Consider the following 17,826-nt stretch of genomic DNA (forward strand, 5'->3'; position numbering starts at 1 on the left):
ACCAACACATCGACCGTGTCCGTGGAAACGAGTCAGCCCAGTCAGCCCAGGCGGAACGTCGAGACCAGTTGCTTCAGTTCGCTCGACATGCGGGCCAGACCCCCGGCGGCCTCTTCGTTGTCGACGGCGCACTGGGTGGTGCGCTGGGCCGCCGCGGCCACCGCGGAGATGTTGTCGGCGATCTCGGTGGTACCGGAGGCGGCATCCGTGACGCTGCGGTTCATCTCGTTGGTCGTGGCGCTCTGCTCCTCGACGGCGGAGGCCACCACGGTCTGGTACTCGTTGATCCGACCGATGACAGTGCCGATCGCCGTGATCGCCGCAGCGGCGTTGGTGGTGTCCTCCTGGATCGCCAACACTCGCCGGGAGATGTCCTCGGTGGCGCGGGCGGTCTCCTGGGCCAGGTCCTTCACCTCGCCAGCGACGACCGCGAAGCCCTTGCCGGCGTCACCGGCCCGGGCCGCCTCGATGGTGGCGTTGAGGGCCAGCAGGTTGGTCTGTTCGGCGATCGCGGTGATCACCTTGACCACGTTGCCGATCTCTGCCGACGACTCGCCGAGCTTGGCCATCAGCTCGCTGGTCGACCGGGCCGCCTGGACCGCCTCGGCCGCGACCTCGGCGCCCTGCTGGGTGTTGCGTGAGATCTCCTCGATCGAGGCGCCCATCTCGGTGGCGCCGGCTGCGACCGTGTTGACGTTGCGGGAGACCTGTTCGGCGGTCTGGGTCACGACGTCGGCCTGGCGCGACGCCTCACCGGCCTGCGCGGTGATCTCGTTGCCGGTAGCGGTGAGCCGGTCGGCGTTCTGAGCGAGGCCGTCGGCGTTGGTGGTCAGTGTGCGCAGCGCGCCGCTCATCCGGTCCATCGCGGTGTTGAGGCCGGCGGCCATCTCACCGATCTCGTCGCCGGAGCGGACCTCGGCCCGACGGGTGAGATCGCCCTCGGCCAGCGCGGCGACAACGGCGCGGACCTGGCGCAGCGGCCGAATGATGCCGGCGGCGACCCGCACGGCGAGGCCGAGTGCGACCAGCAGGCCGGCGGCGATGGTCAGGGCCAGGGTGAGCACGCCCTGCTCGTAGGTGTTGGTCGCCTCGTCGGCCAACTTGTCGGCCGCGACGCTCTCGTGCTCCGACAGGGTCGCCAGCGTCGTGTCGAGCGTCTCCAGCAGCACCATGATCTCGGCGAGCGCGCCCTGGGCCGCGGGGCTGCCCGGGGCGTGCTTCTGCCGTGTCTCGACGGAGAGCGTCATGAACCGCTGCATCGCCGTGCCGAACCCGTCCACGGATCGGCGCCAGTTTGCGTCGTCGCGGTCGAGCGCCTGGTAGGCCTGGAAGCTGTCGGCGAGCGACTTCATCGCGACGGGGTACGCGTCGGCCAGATGCTTCAGCTTCTGCGGGTCGCGTTCCAGCCGGGATGCGGAGCCGAGGGTCACGACCCGCGACAGCGCCTGACGCAGTGTGGCGGCCCGGGACAGGCCGGCGACGCTCTGTGAATTGATCTCGTTGACCTTGGTGCGCAGATCGCTCATCTGTTCCATGCCGGACACGCCGGCCACGACGGTGCTGAGCAGGGCGATCACGACCACCAAGATGATCTTCGGACGCACTCGCAAGGAGCCGAGTGGCCCCCGACCCGTCACCACGGCCACGATCACACCTCATTCGGAAGGGCTACAGTGAGCTAATCGGCTTTCCGGGAGCAGACCTGAAGGTAATGAGCCTTTCCCACCTAATGGTGATCGTCGGACGGCGATGCGGGTGCGGCCGTGGCCTACTGTGTCGGCACCGCCGGCTGGTGGAGCTCGTACCCGCCGGTGCCGCCCAGCTTGGAGCGCTGCTTGGCCCGGTACATGGCGCACGTTCCCGCTGATTGCCGCCCTGAGTGTCGGCGCCAAGTGTCGCCCGTAGCCATCCCGGCTCACGGAGCGGACCGACGGGGCGACCTTCGCGCGAGCGCCCACCGAACGGGGCGCCCGGACAAAGGCGACTGTCATCTAAGTTCGCCCGGCGCCCCAGTTGTGGCGCGGCGGCGCAGGCAGAGGGAGGGTGGCGGCCACGACCAGCACGCGGCTAGAAGTGTCGCAGTTGTTTGTGGTGCCCCCGGCTGGAGACTCACCTGCGCACTCGGGCCTGTGACCTCGGCCTTCTGAGCTGCATCTTCATGCCGCTCTGGTGGGTGAAGCACCGTCGATCGGTTGCGCAGGTTGGTGCCTTGTCGCGCTCCGATCCCGACGTTCGGCAGAGTGCGGCGCGCTGGCGGCGCCTCTGGGGCCGTGGCCGGAGACGACCGCGCGGACCAGCAGTCGATCAACTGCTGGAAGTGGAGCCGGACAGCTGTTGTTCTGCGCGGCGGCGTCGTCCCTTCGTGGCACCACGCCGGCGGCCGGGTGCGCCGGCCGTCGACTCAGGATGTGCGGGAGCGTGAGCGGGCGACCTTCCACTTCCCGTCTTGCTGGACGTACTCCATGGTGGATTCGAGGTTCCAGGTGCCCTTGGAGCCGCCGATCGTCACGGTGACGGCGGCTCGGCCGACGAGGGTGGCGGTGTTGCCGTCCACGCTGATGGAGACGTTCTTCTCCTCGATGTCGTGGTAGGTGAAGTCGCCGGAGCGGATCTGTGCCAGCCATTCGGCCTTGGGCTGCTGGTAGCCGGTGATGTGGGTGGCGGTGAACTGATCGGTGAGGAGGTCGTCCAGCACGTCCGTGCGTCCTTCGATCATGGCGCGGTGCTGGCTGCGGTAGTTGGCGAGGATGGCGGATCTCGCCTGGTCGTCGCCTGACGTGGTCGGCATGGTCGCTTCTCTCCTGTCGGTGGATGCGGGAGCAGGCGACGACGACCGCGCATCCCGGCCCGAGGGTGTGTCGGCCACCTTCACCGCCACGATCACGGCGGCCACGATGCCGAGCGCGGCGACGGCGATGCCTAAGCGGCTGCGTCCTGGTCTGGGGCTTGTCGGCGTGGTCGAGGTGAGTGGTGGTGGGCCGTCGGCGTTGGTGGGGCTCACTGGCTGAGTCCGAGGCGCCCGGCGTTCATGGCGGCGATGACGCCGCCGTCGATGAGCAGGTCGCTGCCGGTGACGAAGCCGGCCTCCAGGAGGTAGGCGGCGGCGGTGGCGACCTCGTCGGTGGTGCCGACCCGGCCGGCTGCGGAGTTTTTGATCATGGCTTGGTAGCCGGCGGCGCCGGGACCGGACATCTCCTCTTTGGCGAGGGGGGTGAGGATGATGCCGGGGCTGATCGAGTTGACCCGGGCGCCGCGTTCGCCCCAGGTGACGGCGGTGGCCTGCACGCGCAGGTGGTTGGCCCGCTTGGACAGCGCGTACGCGGCGCCGGAGTCGGTGACGGCGTCCGGGCTGAGGAACGGCAGGGCTAGCAGCTCGTCGGTCGGCGTGTACGCGAGGGCGTGTTCCTGCTCGGCGGTGAGCGGTGCCAGGGCGCGCATGTGCCCTGCCATGCTGGACACGACGAGCGCGCTGCCGCCTGGGGCGACGACGTGGCGGAACTCGTCGAGGACGATGGCGACGCCGACGAGGTCGACGGCCAGGATCGCCTCCGGCGACGCCTGCACCGGGGAGAGTCCGGCGGTGTGCACGACGTTGACGACGTCGCCGAGCTGTGCGGCGGCCTGCGCGAGCGTGCGCACCGAGTCGCGGGAGGCGACGTCGACGGGGTGGGTCGCCACGGTGTGACCGGCCGCTTCGAGAGCCTCGGCGGCGGCGGCGAGCGTGGTCGGATTGAGGTCGGCGAGCAGGACGGTGTGGCCGGAGCCCTGGCGGCGGGCGATGGCCTGGCCAATGCCGCCGGCACCGATCACTACGACGATCTTCGTGTTCATTGCTTCAACCTTTGCCTAGTCGAGAGGGTTCCGAGGATTAACCGGGCAGGTCGCCCCGGTGGTGCGTCAGTGCGTCAGGGCCGGCTCGGCAGGTGCGGCGCTGTCCGTTTCGCCGACCGGGCCGTGCGGCTGCGCGCCGTGCAGGAGGGCGGCGCTGACGGCTGCGCCGAGGGTGAGCAGCGCGGCCGATACCCAGAACGCGGTGGTGTAGCCGTGGACGCTCGCCTCCGTCAGGAGCTGCGGCGTCTGGGCGGTGCCGGTCAGGGCGTCGGCGGTGGCGCTGACGGCCAGGGTGCTCAGCAGTGCGGTGCCGAGCGAGCCGCCGACCTGCTGCATGGCGTTGACCGCGGCGCCGGCGGCGCCGGCGTGGGTCGGCTCGACGCCGGCGGTCGCGGTGCCCATCGCCAGGCCGGTGACGCAGCCGAGCCCGAAGGACATCAGCACCAGGCCGGGCAGCACGCTGAGCGGGTAGGTCGACTGGGTGTCGAGCTGGGCGAGCAGGACCATGCCGAGGGCGGCGAGCGCCATGCCGCCGGGGATGACCAGGCGGGCGCCGAAGCGGCGTGCCAGCCGGGTGGCGCCCTGGGTGGCGCCGAGCGCGGTGGCGATCGGCGAGGGCAGGAACGCCAGGCCGGTCATGACGGGGGACAGGCCGAGGTTCTGCTGCAGGTAGTAGGTCAGGAACAGGAACACCGACAGCAGGGCGGCGGTGTTGACCGCCAAGGCGAGGAACGCGCCGCCGCGAGCCCGGTCCAGCACGATGCGCAGCGGCAGCAGCGGGTGAGCCGCGCGGCGCTGCACCCCGACGAACGCGGCCAGCAGCACCACGCCGAGGGCGATGAAGCCCAGGGTGGAGGTTGCGCCCCACCCGTCGGCCTCGGCCTGCGCGAAGCCGTAGACCAGCGCCACCAGGCCCAGCGTCGCGGTCAGCGTGCCCGGCAGGTCCAGGGCGACCCTGGCGGTGCGCGCCTGGTCGGACAGCAGCGGCACCGCACCGGCGGCGGCCACCAGGGCGATCGGGATGTTGATGTACATGCACCACCGCCAGGAGAGGTACTCGGTCAGCGCCCCGCCGAGCAGCAGCCCGACGGCACCGCCACCGACGCCGATGGCGCCGAAGATCCCGAACGCCTTGCCGCGCTCGGTGGGGTCGGTAAAGGTCGTGGTCAGCAGCGACAACGCCGCCGGCGCCAGCAGCGCACCGAAGACGCCCTGCAGCGCCCGCGCGGCGATCAGGAGCCCGAGGGACTGCGCCGCGCCGCCCAGCGCGGAGGCGAGCGCGAAGCCGACCAGCCCGACGATGAAGATCCGCTTGCGGCCCAGCAGGTCACCGATGCGCCCGGCGAGCAGCAGCAGACCGCCGAACGCGAGGGTGTAGGCCGTGACCAGCCACTGCCGGTCGGCGTCGGAGAAGCCCAGCGCCTCCTGCGCCGACGGCAGCGCGATGTTCACGACCGTGACGTCGAGAACCACCATGAGCTGAGCCAGGCCGAGAACGGCCAGGATCAGCCAGCGGTGGTCCCGGCCGGTGTGTGATGTCGAGGTCATGCGGAGGTGTCCTCACCACTAGAAGCGGATGCCTGATATCCGCTTACTCGTAGACCGTAACACGCAAGCGGATACGCCTAATCCGCTTTTGCTAGGCTGGTCGGGTGAAGGACGCCACAGACCGCCCGCTGCGCCGCGACGCCGAGGTCAACCGCCAGCGGCTACTCGCCGCCGCCCAGGAGCTGTTCGCCCGGCGCGGGCTCGACGTGACCCTCAACGACATCGCCCACCACGCCGGCGTCGGCGTCGGCACCGCCTACCGGCGCTTCGCCAACAAGGAAGAGGTCATCGACGCCCTCTTCGAGCAGCGCCTCGACCAGGTGGGCGTCCTGGCCGACGAATCCCTGCGCGACCCCGATGCCTGGCGAGGGCTGACCACGTTCCTGGAAGGGTCTCTGCGGATGCAGGCTGAGGACCGGGGGCTCCAGGAGGTCCTCAACAACCCCCAGCTAGGGCAGCACCGCATCACCCAGGCCCGGGAACGGGTGGCACCGCTCGTCATCGCCATCGTCGAGCGCGCCAAGGACCAAGGCGCCCTACGGCCCGACGTCGAAGGCACCGACGCGATCTTCATCCAACTCGCGCTGACCGCCCTCATGGACCGCACCCGCGACACTGCGCCCGCGCTCTACCGCCGCTACCTGACGATCTTCCTCGACGGCCTCCGCGCCGACCGCGGCCCACTGAGCGCCCTGCCCGTCGAGGCGCTCAGCACCGAGCAAACCCACGCGATCATGACGTCGAACGGATGATCACCTGTGCCAGCGCTGGCATGCCGCCCCCACGCGTCGTCGCCGCCTGTGAAGACTGGGCTTTGCGAATAGCTCGAACAGCCTCGTGATGGGGATAGCGAACGAGCCCGACGGCGGTAGCCGTCGGGCTCGTGGACGCTTATCGCCGCTCGATGCGCGGCGGTGCCATGGGATACGTGGCTTCGATGACCAACGTGCCCGATGGAAGTGCACAGTTCTGTGACGTGCCCCCGGCAGGATTCGAACCTGCGCTTTCGCCTCCGGAGGGCGACGCTCTATCCCCTGAGCTACGGGGGCTCAGCGGGTGAAACTCTAGCAGGCCGTCCCGAAGCCTCGCCAACCGGTTCCTCGGCGGGTCGGGTCTGCCGGTTTCAGCCCTGCTGGATCCGCTTCAGCATGGTGTCGATCAGATTGATCTCGCTCTGCTGGCCGTTCACCATCGTCTGGGCGAGGCCGGTCACCTTCTCCTCGTCGGAGAGCTCGAGGACGCCCTGGGCCATGTGGATGCCGCCCAGGTGGTGTTGGCGCATGAGCGTCAGGTACTGGATGTCGAGGTCCTTGCCGGTGGCCTTGCGCAGGGTGGCGAGCTGGTCCGGGGTCGCCATGCCGGGCATCAGGCCGTTGCGGACGGAGCCCTCCGCTCCCGGCATCCAGGCCATCGCGGGCTGGGAGCCCGTGGGGCTGAGATTCCACTCGCGTAGCCAGGCCAGCATCGTGCTGATCTGGCCGTGCTGGGTCAGGGCGATGTCACCCGAGAGGGTGACGACCTGGGCGTCGGCCGAGTTGGCGTGGGCGATCATCGACATCTCGACGGCCTGGGCGTGGTGGGTGCTCATGTCGCGCAGGAAGCCGGCCTCGGCGGAGTCGTCCTTGGGGGTGCCCAGCAGGCGGGGGCCGAGGAAGCCGGCGCCCGCGCCCACCAGGAGGCCGAAGGTCAGGACGAGTGCCAGCCAGCCCACGCCGAACCGGTGGGCACCGGTCCGGGTGGGTTCGCCGGCCCGGGCGGCGGCCGAGGCCGCCGCGTCCGGGTCCGGGTCCGAGTCCGAGTCCGTGGAGACGGTCATCAACTGCCCTGCTGGCCCATGCCGGCGCCGGGGGCGGTGGCCGCGACCGGCCCCGTCGTGGTGTTGCCGCTGGAGCAGGCCGCGTTGGGCTCCTTCGTCGCGTTCAGACGCAGGTCCTTGATGAACTGGTCGATGCGGTCGTCGTCGGCGTTGTCGACCTTGAGCTGGTAGCCCCAGGCCTGGAGCGAGACGTTCTTGTCGAGGTTGGCGACCGGGCTCATGAGCATGTAGTCCTTGCCCTCGACCCGGTTCTGCAGCTTGGCGACCTGGTCGGCGCCGAGGCCCTGCTTGTACGTCACCCAGACGGCGCCGTGCTCGAGGCTGTGCACCGCGTGCTCGTTCGCGATGGGCTCCGGGTAGACGTCGCCCATGCAGTTCTGCCAGGAGGAGTTGTGCGCGCCGCCCACCGGCGGGTTGGTCACGTACGTGAGCGGGCCGTCCTTGTGTTCCTGGGAGTCGATCGCCGGGTTCTTCTGCTCCCGGTAGTTGACGATGCCCTCGATCTCGGCGGCGCGGTCTTCCCAGGAGCCGCCGCCCTTGATCGAGGCGAACACGCCGTACCCGATGATGCCGGCGGCGATCAGCACGACGACGGCCGCCACCGCGATCGGGCCCCAGTTGCGCCCGCCGCTGACCTTGACCGGCGTGATCGGCTTGCCTTTGGCGCCCTTGCCCTTGCCGCCACCGGGCTTGGTGCCACCGGATTTGGCGCCGCCGGGCTTGGCGCCGCCCGCGGGCGGCTTGCCCTGTCCCGACGTCTTGTCGACCTTCACGGTGGACGGGACCCGCTCGGGCCCCGGTGTGCTCATACTCATCGTGCCTCGTCAATTCGTGAAGTTGGTCGGGCCGGGCCTACGCGCAGGCACCGGTACGCCGCCGGGCGCCAAAGTCTACCCGGATAGCATGGCTCAGTGACTCCCGCTGACCTCGCTGCCACCGTTCTCACAGCTACGCGTGCCGTATTCGTCACCCGTGGCCTCGACGTCTCCCTGTTGCCGGAGTCGACGACGGTGGAACGACCCCGGAATCCCGAGCACGGCGACTATGCCTCGACGATGGCGATGCAGCTCGGCAAGAAGGCCGGTGTGGCGCCGCGTGAGCTGGCTTCCGCGCTGGCTGAGGAGTTGAGCAGCCTTCCCGGGATCAAGTCGGTGGAGATCGCCGGTCCGGGCTTCCTCAACATCCGGCTCGACGCCGCGGCGGCGGGGGTGCTGGCGCGCAACGTGGTGCTGGCGGGGCACGAGTACGGACACACCGACCGCCTCGCCGGTCAGAACATCAACCTGGAGTTCGTCTCCGCCAACCCCACCGGTCCCGTGCACATCGGGGGGGTGCGGTGGGCCGCGGTCGGCGACGCGCTGGCGCGGCTGCTGCGTGCCGCCGGTGCCAAGGTCGGCACGGAGTATTACTTCAACGACGCCGGCTCCCAGATCGACCGGTTCGCCAAGTCGCTGTACGCGGCCGCCAAGGGGCTGCCGACGCCGGAGGACGGCTACGGCGGGGAGTACATCGCCGAGATCGCCGCGGCCGTCGTGGGCGCGGCGCCGGATGTGCTGGAGCAGCCCGAGGCCGAGGCGCTCGAGACGTTCCGGGTCGAGGGCGTCACCCTCATGTTCGCCGAGATCAAGCAGTCGCTGGCCGACTTCGGCGTGCACTTCGACACGTACTTCAACGAGAAGGACCTGCACGACCGCGGCGAGCTGCAGGAAGCGCTCGACCGGCTGCGCGAGCAGGGCCACGTGTACGAGTCCGACGGCGCGACCTGGCTGCGCACGACCGACTTCGGCGACGACAAGGACCGGGTGCTGCGCAAGTCCGACGGGGACTGGACGTATTTCGCCGCCGACTGCGCCTACTACCTCGACAAGCGCAAGCGCGGCTTCGAGAAGGTCGTCATCATGCTGGGGGCCGACCACCACGGCTACATCGGCCGGATGAAGGCGATGGTGGCCTGCTTCGGCGACGACCCCGCGGCCAACCTGGAGATCCTCATCGGCCAGCTCGTCAACCTGGTCCGCGAGGGTGAGCCGGTGCGGATGAGCAAGCGCGCCGGCACGGTGGTGACCCTGGAGGACTTCGTCGACGCGCTCGGCGTGGACGCTTCGCGGTACGCCCTCGCGCGCTACTCGTCCGACTCGCAGATCGACATCGACATCGACCTGTGGACCCGGGCCAAGAGCGACAACCCGGTCTACTACGTCCAATATGTCGCCGCGCGGTCCGCGAGCGTCGCCCGCCAGGCGGCGGCGGTCGGGCTGACTCGCGGCGAGCCGGACGACTTCCGGCCCGAGCTGCTCGTGCACGAGAAGGAGAACGACCTCCTCAAGGCGATCGGCGAGTATCCGGCGGTGGTCGGCAGCGCCGCCGAGCTGCGCGAGCCGCACCGGGTCGCCCGGTACCTCGAGGACCTCGCCGGCGACTACCACCGGTTCTTCGACAAGTGCCGGGTCACACCGATGGGCGACGAGGCCATCACCGACCTCCACCGGGCTCGCCTGTGGCTGAACGACGCCACCCGAACGGTGATCGCCAACGGATTGGGACTGCTGGGCGTCTCCGCCCCCGAGAGGATGTAGATCATGCGGGCACACGAGGCAGGGGCGCTGCACGGTGACCTCGGCAACCGAGGACCGGCGTGGCTGCGTACCCCCGAGGACGTGAACGCGCTGGTGCCGCAGTTGTGGCCGCGCACGGTCAGCCGTACGGAAGTAGGCGCCCTGGAGGTCGGCGGCGTGAGCGTGCTCGACCTGGCGGCGGAGCACGGCACCCCGGCGTACCTGCTCGACGAGGCCGACCTGCGGGCGCGCTGCCGCGACTTCGCGGCCGCGTTCGCCGGCGCGGACGTCTACTACGCGGGCAAGTCGTTCCTGTGCAAGGCCGTGGTCAGGGTGGTCGACGAGGAGGGTCTCTTCCTCGACGTCTGCTCCGGTGGCGAGCTGGCGGTCGCGCTGTCGGTGGGCTTCCCGCCCGAGCGCATCGGCTTCCACGGCAACAACAAGTCGGTGTCCGAGCTGCGCCGCGCGTTGGAGGCCGGGGTCGGCCGGATCATCCTGGACTCGTTCCACGAGATCGAGCGGCTCACCGCCCTGGCCCGGGAGACCGGCCGGCGCCCGGCCGTGCTGATCCGGGTGACGGTCGGCGTCGAGGCGCACACCCACGAGTTCATCGCGACCGCGCACGAGGACCAGAAGTTCGGCTTCTCGCTGGCCGGCGGCGCCGCGTTCGAGGCGGCGATCCGGGTACTCGACGAGGGCGTGCTCGATCTGCGCGGCCTGCACTCGCACATCGGCTCGCAGATCTTCGACACCTCCGGTTTCGAGGTCGCCACCCGGCGGGTGATCGAGCTGCAGGCGCAGATCCGTGACGCGCGCGGGGTCGAGCTGCCCGAGCTGGACCTCGGCGGCGGGTTCGGCATCGCGTACACGACGCAGGACGACCCCTCGACGCCCGGCGAGTTGGCCAAGCGGATCAACAAGATCCTTGCCGGCGAGTGTGCCGCCGCCTCGCTGGCGACGCCCAGGCTTTCCATCGAGCCGGGCCGGGCCATCGTGGGGCCGGCCGTCTTCACCCTGTACGAGGTCGGCACGGTCAAGGACGTCGACGGCATCCGCACGTACGTCAGCGTCGACGGCGGGATGAGCGACAACATCCGGACCGCGCTCTACGACGCCTCGTACTCCGCCACGGTGGCCGGCCGGACCTCGCAGGCGCCGCCCATGCTCGCCCGCGTCGTGGGAAAGCATTGTGAATCCGGGGACATCGTCGTGAAGGATGAATTCCTGCCCGCCGACGTGCAGCCCGGAGATCTTGTTGCAGTGCCCGGCACGGGGGCGTACTGCCGGAGCATGGCCAGCAACTACAACCACGTGCCCCGACCGCCGGTGGTCGCCGTCCGCGACGGCGTCTCACGGGTGATCGTCCGCCGGGAGACCGAAGAAGATCTGCTCGCATTGGATGTGGGATGAGTTCTGGCAAGCCTGCGGTTCGTCTGGCCCTGCTCGGCTGCGGCACGGTGGGCAGTGAGGTCGTCCGGCTCCTGCACGACCAGGCCGATGACCTGACGGCCCGGATCGGGGCGCCGCTCGAGATCGTCGGCATCGCGGTGCGCCGGCTCGGCCGTGAGCGTGGCAACCTGCCGGTCGACCCGGCGCTGTTCACCACCGACGCACTGGGCCTGGTCAAGCGCGACGACGTCGACGTGGTGATCGAGGTCGTCGGCGGCATCGAGCCCGCCCGCTCCTGGCTGACCGAGGCCTTGCGCGGCGGCAAGAGCGTGGTGACGGCCAACAAGGCGCTGCTCGCCGAGGACGGCGCGACGCTGCACGACGCGGCCGCCGAGGGCGGCGCCGACCTGTACTACGAGGCGTCGGTGGCCGGTGCGATCCCGCTGCTGCGCCCACTGCGTGAGTCGCTGCACGGGGACCGGGTCACCCGCGTCACCGGCATCGTCAACGGCACGACCAACTTCATCCTGTCGTCGATGGACGCCACCGGCGCCGGCTTCGGCGAGGCGCTGGAGGAGGCCACCGAGCTGGGATATGCCGAGGCCGACCCGACCGCGGACGTCGAGGGCTTCGACGCCGCCGCGAAGGCCGCCATCCTGGCCTCGCTGGCGTTCCACACCCGGGTGACCGCCGCCGACGTCTTCCGCGAGGGCATGACCGGCGTGACGGCGGCCGACGTGGCCAGCGCCAAGGAGATGGGCTGCACCATCAAGCTGCTCTGCCTCGCCGAGCGCGGGGCGGACTCCTCGGGTCAGGAGTCGGTCAGCGTGCGGGTGCACCCGGCGATGATTCCGCGCAGCCACCCGCTGGCGAGCGTGGGCGACGCGTTCAACGCGGTCTTCGTCGAGGCCGAGGCCGCGGGGCAGCTCATGTTCTACGGCCGGGGAGCCGGGGGTACGCCCACCGCCAGCGCCGTGCTCGGCGACGTCGTGGCGGCCGCCCGCAACCGGCTGGCGGGCACCCGTGCGCCGAGCGAGAGCGCGTACGCCCACCTGCCCATCCGGCCGATCGGCGAGGCCGTGACGCGCTATCACGTCAGCCTCGAGGTGGCCGACCGCCAGGGCGTGCTGGCCACGGTCGCGGGCGTCTTCGCCCGGCACGAGGTGTCGATCGCGACCGTCCGGCAGTCCGGCCGGGACGAGGACGCGATGCTCGTCATCGTCACGCACGGCGCGCCGGATGCGAACCTGGCGGCCACCGTGGAGGATCTGCGCGCGCTCGACATCGTCCGGTCGATCGCGAGCGTGCTACGCGTCGAGGGAGGGGCCTGACATGCTCGATCACGTCGGTTTCCAGTGTGCGGACCTGGCCGCCAGCGCGGCCTTCTACGACCGGGTGCTCGCGCCGCTGGGCGTGCGCCGGCTGATGGACCACAAGGTCGCGATGGGGTACGGCGCCGACTTCCCGGACTTCTGGCTCGGCGAGCAGAACTCCGGCGAGGGCTTCCGCGAGTCCCACATCGCTTTCAAGGCGGCCGACCGCGCGGCGGTCGACGCGTTCTTCGCGGCCGCGGTGGAGGCGGGCGCCGAGGTGCTGCACGCGCCGGCCGTCCACCCCGAGTACCACGAGAACTACTACGGCGCATTCGTGCGCGACCCGGACGGTAACAACGTGGAGGCCGTGTCCCACGGTCCCGCATAGTGGGTACACCGTCTCGCCATCCGGCGGGACTGGTGCATCCTTGGGTCAGCCAGCGGAGAGGAAAGACCATGTGGCGGGGACTGATCGAGGCATACCGTGACCGGCTCCCGGTCTCGGCGGCCACCCCGGTGGTCACGCTGCACGAGGGCGACACACCCCTCGTGCCCGCTCCCGTGCTGTCCCGGCGTACGGGCGCCGAGGTCTATCTCAAGGTGGAGGGCGCCAACCCCACCGGCTCGTTCAAGGACCGCGGCATGACCATGGCCGTGTCCAAGGCGGTCGAGGAGGGCGCCAAGGCGATCATCTGCGCCTCCACCGGCAACACCAGCGCGTCGGCGGCCGCGTACGCCGCCCGCGCCGGCATCACCTGCGCGGTGCTCGTGCCGCAGGGGAAGATCGCCCTGGGCAAGCTCGCCCAGGCCCTCGTGCACGGCGCCAAGCTGCTGCAGGTCAACGGCAACTTCGACGACTGCCTGGCGCTTGCCTCGAAGCTGTCCCAGGACTTCCCGGTGTCGCTGGTCAACTCGGTCAACATCTACCGCCTGCACGGTCAGAAGACGGCCGCCTTCGAGATCGTGGAGGCGCTCGGCGCCGCCCCGGACATCCACTGCCTGCCGGTGGGCAACGCGGGCAACATCTCGGCGTACTGGATGGGCTATCAGGAGGACCACGAGGCGGGCAACAGCAAGATCCTGCCGAGGATGTACGGCTTCCAGGCCGCCGGCGCCGCGCCGCTGGTCACCGGCCAGGTGGTGCCCGAGCCGTCGACCATCGCCACCGCCATCCGCATCGGCAACCCGGCGAGCTGGACCAAGGCGCTCGACGCCCGGGACGCCTCCGGCGGGCTGATCTCGGCGGTGACCGACCGGGACATCCTCACGGCGTACCGGCTGCTCGCCCGCGAGGTCGGCGTCTTCGTCGAGCTGGGCAGCGCGGCCAGCGTGGCGGGCCTGCTCCAGCAGGCCGAGGCGGGCATGATCCCGCCCGGTGCGACGGTGGTCTGCACCGTCACCGGGCACGGCCTGAAGGACCCGGAGTGGGCCATCTCCACGGCGCCGTCACCCACCACCATCCACAACGACGTCCTCGCCGCCGCCCGGGCCCTCGACCTGGCCTGACCGGCCCGGCGGCCGCAGGCATCGGTCCAGCGGGGCCGCCCCGGCGGCGTCCTCGGTGGCGACCCGGACCAGCGCCACCATGGCGTCGCGGACCGTGCGCAGTTCCTCGGCCGTCAGCTTCGTCAGCAGCCTGACCTGCTTCTCCGTGCCGGCGGTGATGATCTTGGAGATCGTGTCGTTGCCGGTCGGGCTGAGGCTGATGCGCCGCACCCGGCGGTCGTGCGGGTCCTCCGCGCGGGTCACGAGGTCCTGGGACACGAGCCGGTCGACCATGCCGCTCATTGTGGCCAGGCTCACGCCCAGCATCCCGGCCAGCTCACGCCCCGAGGTGTCGCCCAATCTGTGCAGAAGCACCAGAATTTTCAACTGCGACATGGTGAGCTGGGACGCGAAGAGCGGATCCGAGCGGTCGTACGCGAACAAATGCTGGAGCTGCTGCTGGGCGCCCACGATGTCGGCGATGAGTCGTTCCTGGTTGGCCAATCGCTCCACCCGCCCCGCCGAAAACCATTTGTTCGCGTCGGGCAAACTATATGCCTAGGACGAACTTTATCGGGGGAGCACATGTCATTCCTGACCAGGCTCAGTCTCGCTAACCGAGGGCTGGTGGCCCTCATCGCGGTGGTGATCACCGGCTTCGGCGTCTACGCCATCCCATCCCTCAAGCAGCAGCTCCTGCCGTCGCTGGAGTTCCCCGGCGCGTTCATCGGCGTGGTCGTGCCCGGCGCCAGCCCGGAGATCATGGAGGAGCAGGTCACCCGGCCGATCGAGGACGCGGTCAAGGGTGCCGACGGCCTGGACACCATCCAGTCGACCACGCGCGAAGGCTCGGCCACGATCCTCGTGCAGTACGAGTTCGGCACCGACCTCGACAACGCGATCAACCAGCTCACCACCTCGGTCAACCGGATCCAGCCCACGCTCCCCGACGGCGTCGAGCCGACGATCTTCGCCGGCGGCACCGACGACATCCCCGCCATCGTTCTCGCCGCGACCGGCGGCTCCGACCAGTCCGATCTCGCGCGGCGGTTGCAGCAGAACGTCGTACCCGAGCTCACCGCCATCGAGGGCGTACGCGACGTGCAGATCACCGGCACCCGCAGCGAGCAGGTCCTGATCAAGCCCGACCTCGCCAAGCTGGGCGCCGCCGGGGCCGACCCCCGCGCCATCGCCACCCTGCTGCAGAGCAACGGCATCTCCGTGCCGGCGGGCGCCCTCACCACCGACGGCCGCTCGCTGAGCGTTCAGGTCGGCACCCCGATCACCACGGTGGACCAGCTCCGGGAGCTCTACCTCACCGGCAGCAAGGGCCCGGTCAAGCTCGGCGACGTCGCCACGGTCACCAGCGAGCTCGCCACGGCCACGTCGTTCACGCGTACGGACGGCGTCGAGAGCCTGGGCGTGGCGGTCACGGCCGCTCCCGACGGCAACGCGGTCGCCATCTCCCACGCCGTACGCGCCAAGCTCGCCGAGCTGGAGGCCACCTCCGGCGCCAAGCTGACGGTCATCACCGACCAGGCGCCGTTCGTCGAGCGCTCCATCGAGAGCCTGACCACCGAGGGCCTGCTCGGCCTGGTCATGGCCGTGATCGTCATCCTGGTCTTCCTGCTGTCGGTGCGGTCCACGCTGGTCACCGCGGTGTCCATCCCGCTGTCGGTGCTGATCGCGCTCATCGGGCTCTGGATCGGCGACTATTCGCTCAACCTGCTCACCCTCGGCGCGCTGACCATCGCGGTCGGCCGCGTCGTGGACGACTCCATCGTCGTGCTCGAGAACATCAAACGCCATCTCGGGTACGGCGAAGCGAAGGTCCACGCGATCATGTCCGGCGTCAAGGAGGTCTCCGGCGCGGTGACCGCCTCGACGCTGACCACGGTCGCCGTCTTCGCCCCGATCGCCCTCGTCGGCGGCTTCGTCGGGCAGTTGTTCGCCCCGTTCGCCATCACCGTCACCGTCGCGCTGATGGCCTCGCTGTTCGTGTCGCTGACCGTCGTACCCGTGCTCGCGTACTGGTTCCTGCGCCCCGCGGCCGGCGGCAGCGAGTCCGAGGCCGTGCGCCGGGCAGCCGAGGAGAAGGAGCTGCGCAGCCCGCTGCAGCGGACCTACCTGCCGATCATCCGCTGGGTCACCCGCAGCAGGGTCACCCGCTGGGTCACCGTCGCGCTCGGCGTGGTCGTACTGATCGGGACGATGGGGCTGGCCAGCAAGCTCGAGACCAACTTCCTCGACGAGTCCGGTCAGGACACGATCACGGTCAACCAGGACCTTCCGGTCGGCACCAGCCTGGCGGTGACCAACGACGCCGCCAAGAAGGTGGAGGCGGTCCTTGCGGCCCGCGACGACGTCGAGACTTACCAGGTGACCGTCGGCAACGGCGAGTTCAACCCCTTCGTCGGCTCGGGTGGCGCCAGCGGCGCCAGCTTCAACGTCGCGCTCAAGGAAGACGCCGACGCGGTGAAGATCTCCGACGAGCTGCGCGAGCAGTTCAAGGGCATGACCGATGTCGGCGAGGTCACCGTCGGCGGCGACAACGGCAGCGGCTTCAACGCCAACGAGCTCGCGGTGATCGTGCAGGCCGCCGACCAGAAGACCCTCGCCACGGCGACCAAGCAGGTCGAGGAGGCGATGGCCGGCACCAAGGGCGTCACCGACGTGAGCACCTCGCTCGCGGCCAGCGTGCCTCGCCTGGAAGTGGTCGTGGACCGTGCCGAGGCGGCCCGCCGGGGCCTGACCGAGGCCGCCGTCGGCCAGGCGGTCGCCGGGTCGTTCCGTTCGGCGCCGGCCGGGAAGATCACCGTCGACGGGGCGACCCGGGACGTGGTCGTCACTCTGGGGGCGCCGCCCGCCGACGCCGCCGCGCTGCGCAAGCTGCCGGTCACGACGCCGACCGGCCAGGCCGTCGCGCTGGACACGGTTGCGGACGTCAAGGAGGTCGACGGCCCGGAGGAGGTCACCCGGATCGACGGCAACCGCAGCGCCACGGTCAAGGGCACCGCGACCGGCTCCGACGTCGGCGCCACCACCAAGGAGCTCACCAAGCGGCTCGACGCGCTCAAGCTGCCTAGCGGGGCGAAGAAGACGATCGGCGGCGTCAGCCAGGACCAGGCGGAGGCGTTCGCCGACCTCGGCCTTGCGGTCCTCGCCGCCATCGCGATCGTCTTCGTCATCATGGTGGCGACGTTCCGCAGCCTGCTCCAGCCGCTGCTGCTGCTGATCTCCATCCCGTTCGCGGCGACCGGCGCGATCGCCCTGCTGCTCGCGACCGGCACCCCGCTCGGCGTGCCGGCCCTGATCGGCGTCCTCATGCTGGTCGGCATCGTGGTCACCAACGCCATCGTGCTGATGGACCTGATCAACCATTACCGGGTCGCCGGCATGGGCGTCCAGGAAGCGGTCATCGAGGGCGGCCGGCACCGCCTGCGCCCGATCCTCATGACGGCGATCGCGACCATCTTCGCCCTGATCCCGATGGCGCTGGGCCTCACGGGCGAGGGCGGCTTCATCTCGCAGCCGTTGGCCGTCGTGGTCATCGGCGGCCTGGTGAGCTCCACGCTGCTGACGTTGGTGCTGGTCCCGGCGCTCTACACGATGGTGGAGAACACCAAGCTGAAGGGACGCGAACGGCGGGAACGGCGGCGGGCCCGCAAGGCGGTCGAGGCCAGCGGCACCCCGGAGCAGGCGGCAGCCGCGGCATCAACGGCGGCGGCGACGTCGCCCGGCGGATCCGATGTCCCGAAACACGCGGCGGCCGGTCCGGAGCCGATCGTTCCGGCCGACATCCCGACGCCGGACTCCAGCGGAGGGGCACACGAGGCTCCGGCGGGCAATCCGGCCCATTGACCGACTGAGGAACCGGCCGCTCCGGCGG

Annotated in this window: 15 protein-coding genes and 1 tRNA gene; 8 read left to right on the top strand and 8 right to left on the bottom strand. The window is 70.4% G+C overall.

Annotated features, from left to right (window positions below):
* Positions 1-41: 41 nt before the first annotated feature.
* Together EDD30_RS25740 and EDD30_RS25745 are read right to left on the bottom strand one after the other, a co-directional pair.
* Positions 42-1,604 carry a methyl-accepting chemotaxis protein gene (locus tag EDD30_RS25740; protein ID WP_084557594.1) on the bottom strand — a complete coding sequence of 521 codons (1,563 nt, stop codon included), beginning with the start codon at positions 1,602-1,604 and terminating at the stop codon, positions 42-44.
* A 797-nt stretch (positions 1,605-2,401) separates the two neighbouring features.
* Positions 2,402-2,788: a nuclear transport factor 2 family protein gene (locus EDD30_RS25745; RefSeq protein WP_071809230.1), complete on the bottom strand. Its 387-nt coding sequence runs from the start codon at positions 2,786-2,788 to the stop codon at positions 2,402-2,404.
* Here EDD30_RS25745 and EDD30_RS25750 point away from each other — a divergent pair.
* A complete protein-coding gene (locus EDD30_RS25750; RefSeq protein ID WP_143163007.1) occupies positions 2,787-3,008 on the top strand; it encodes a hypothetical protein in 222 nt (73 codons plus the stop codon). The genes EDD30_RS25745 and EDD30_RS25750 overlap by 2 nt on opposite strands.
* Here the strand turns inward: EDD30_RS25750 and EDD30_RS25755 are convergent.
* A complete protein-coding gene (locus EDD30_RS25755) occupies positions 2,998-3,831 on the bottom strand; it encodes an SDR family oxidoreductase (protein WP_071809234.1) in 834 nt (277 codons plus the stop codon). The two genes, EDD30_RS25750 and EDD30_RS25755, sit on opposite strands and share 11 nt — an antisense overlap.
* A 66-nt stretch (positions 3,832-3,897) precedes the next feature.
* Positions 3,898-5,379: an MFS transporter gene (locus tag EDD30_RS25760; protein WP_071809235.1), complete on the bottom strand. Its 1,482-nt coding sequence runs from the start codon at positions 5,377-5,379 to the stop codon at positions 3,898-3,900.
* Positions 5,380-5,483: 104 nt separating this feature from the next.
* Here EDD30_RS25760 and EDD30_RS25765 point away from each other — a divergent pair, with 104 nt between their 5' ends.
* On the top strand, positions 5,484-6,131 hold the full coding sequence (locus tag EDD30_RS25765; protein ID WP_071809237.1) for a TetR/AcrR family transcriptional regulator: 648 nt from the start codon (positions 5,484-5,486) through the stop codon (positions 6,129-6,131).
* A gap of 225 nt (positions 6,132-6,356) precedes the next feature.
* Here EDD30_RS25765 and EDD30_RS25770 read toward each other — a convergent pair.
* The 3 genes from EDD30_RS25770 to EDD30_RS25780 form a co-directional block, all read right to left on the bottom strand.
* Positions 6,357-6,428 (bottom strand) — tRNA-Arg (locus EDD30_RS25770).
* A 74-nt stretch (positions 6,429-6,502) separates the two neighbouring features.
* Complete coding sequence (locus EDD30_RS25775) at positions 6,503-7,195, bottom strand: DUF305 domain-containing protein (RefSeq protein ID WP_071809239.1); 693 nt, start codon at positions 7,193-7,195, stop codon at positions 6,503-6,505.
* Positions 7,195-8,010 (bottom strand): thioredoxin-like domain-containing protein, encoded by an 816-nt coding sequence (locus EDD30_RS25780; RefSeq protein WP_071809241.1) that lies wholly within the window; start codon positions 8,008-8,010, stop codon positions 7,195-7,197. Before EDD30_RS25780 ends, EDD30_RS25775 begins: the two co-directional genes overlap by 1 nt.
* A gap of 96 nt (positions 8,011-8,106) precedes the next feature.
* Between EDD30_RS25780 and argS the strand changes: the two genes are divergently transcribed.
* The 5 genes from argS to thrC all read left to right on the top strand — a co-directional run bounded on the left by argS (position 8,107) and on the right by thrC (position 13,958).
* Positions 8,107-9,771 carry an arginine--tRNA ligase gene (gene argS / locus EDD30_RS25785; protein ID WP_071809243.1) on the top strand — a complete coding sequence of 555 codons (1,665 nt, stop codon included), beginning with the start codon at positions 8,107-8,109 and terminating at the stop codon, positions 9,769-9,771.
* A gap of 3 nt (positions 9,772-9,774) precedes the next feature.
* On the top strand, positions 9,775-11,160 hold the full coding sequence (gene lysA / locus EDD30_RS25790; RefSeq protein WP_071809245.1) for a diaminopimelate decarboxylase: 1,386 nt from the start codon (positions 9,775-9,777) through the stop codon (positions 11,158-11,160).
* Complete coding sequence (locus EDD30_RS25795) at positions 11,157-12,470, top strand: homoserine dehydrogenase (protein ID WP_071809247.1); 1,314 nt, start codon at positions 11,157-11,159, stop codon at positions 12,468-12,470. Before lysA ends, EDD30_RS25795 begins: the two co-directional genes overlap by 4 nt.
* 1 nt (position 12,471) lies before the next feature.
* Complete coding sequence (locus EDD30_RS25800) at positions 12,472-12,840, top strand: VOC family protein (RefSeq protein ID WP_071809249.1); 369 nt, start codon at positions 12,472-12,474, stop codon at positions 12,838-12,840.
* Positions 12,841-12,908: 68 nt separating this feature from the next.
* Entirely contained in the window at positions 12,909-13,958 is a 1,050-nt protein-coding gene (thrC, locus tag EDD30_RS25805) for a threonine synthase (protein ID WP_071809251.1), read from the top strand.
* Here thrC and EDD30_RS25810 read toward each other — a convergent pair.
* Positions 13,899-14,450 carry a MarR family winged helix-turn-helix transcriptional regulator gene (locus tag EDD30_RS25810; protein ID WP_084557596.1) on the bottom strand — a complete coding sequence of 184 codons (552 nt, stop codon included), beginning with the start codon at positions 14,448-14,450 and terminating at the stop codon, positions 13,899-13,901. The two genes, thrC and EDD30_RS25810, sit on opposite strands and share 60 nt — an antisense overlap.
* Positions 14,451-14,522: 72 nt before the next feature.
* Here EDD30_RS25810 and EDD30_RS25815 point away from each other — a divergent pair, with 72 nt between their 5' ends.
* Positions 14,523-17,798, top strand: a complete 3,276-nt coding sequence (locus EDD30_RS25815) for an efflux RND transporter permease subunit (RefSeq protein ID WP_084557598.1) — start codon at positions 14,523-14,525, stop codon at positions 17,796-17,798.
* The last annotated feature ends 28 nt before the right edge of the window (positions 17,799-17,826 follow it).

Origin of the sequence: Couchioplanes caeruleus (assembly GCF_003751945.1) — a bacterium.
Taxonomy (GTDB): Bacteria; Actinomycetota; Actinomycetes; order Mycobacteriales; family Micromonosporaceae; genus Actinoplanes; species Actinoplanes caeruleus.

What these genes read in the sequence shown, in the direction of transcription:
- EDD30_RS25750 (WP_143163007.1), top strand. Translation starts at nt 2,787, where the DNA reads ATGGTCGCTTCTCTCCTGTCGGTGGATGCGGGAGCAGGCGACGACGAC.
- EDD30_RS25745 (WP_071809230.1), bottom strand. Translation starts at nt 2,788, where the DNA reads ATGCCGACCACGTCAGGCGACGACCAGGCGAGATCCGCCATCCTCGCC.
- EDD30_RS25755 (WP_071809234.1), bottom strand. Translation starts at nt 3,831, where the DNA reads ATGAACACGAAGATCGTCGTAGTGATCGGTGCCGGCGGCATTGGCCAG.
- EDD30_RS25760 (WP_071809235.1), bottom strand. Translation starts at nt 5,379, where the DNA reads ATGACCTCGACATCACACACCGGCCGGGACCACCGCTGGCTGATCCTG.
- EDD30_RS25775 (WP_071809239.1), bottom strand. Translation starts at nt 7,195, where the DNA reads ATGACCGTCTCCACGGACTCGGACTCGGACCCGGACCCGGACGCGGCG.
- EDD30_RS25780 (WP_071809241.1), bottom strand. Translation starts at nt 8,010, where the DNA reads ATGAGTATGAGCACACCGGGGCCCGAGCGGGTCCCGTCCACCGTGAAG.
- lysA (WP_071809245.1), top strand. Translation starts at nt 9,775, where the DNA reads ATGCGGGCACACGAGGCAGGGGCGCTGCACGGTGACCTCGGCAACCGA.
- EDD30_RS25795 (WP_071809247.1), top strand. Translation starts at nt 11,157, where the DNA reads ATGAGTTCTGGCAAGCCTGCGGTTCGTCTGGCCCTGCTCGGCTGCGGC.
- EDD30_RS25800 (WP_071809249.1), top strand. Translation starts at nt 12,472, where the DNA reads ATGCTCGATCACGTCGGTTTCCAGTGTGCGGACCTGGCCGCCAGCGCG.
- thrC (WP_071809251.1), top strand. Translation starts at nt 12,909, where the DNA reads ATGTGGCGGGGACTGATCGAGGCATACCGTGACCGGCTCCCGGTCTCG.
- EDD30_RS25815 (WP_084557598.1), top strand. Translation starts at nt 14,523, where the DNA reads ATGTCATTCCTGACCAGGCTCAGTCTCGCTAACCGAGGGCTGGTGGCC.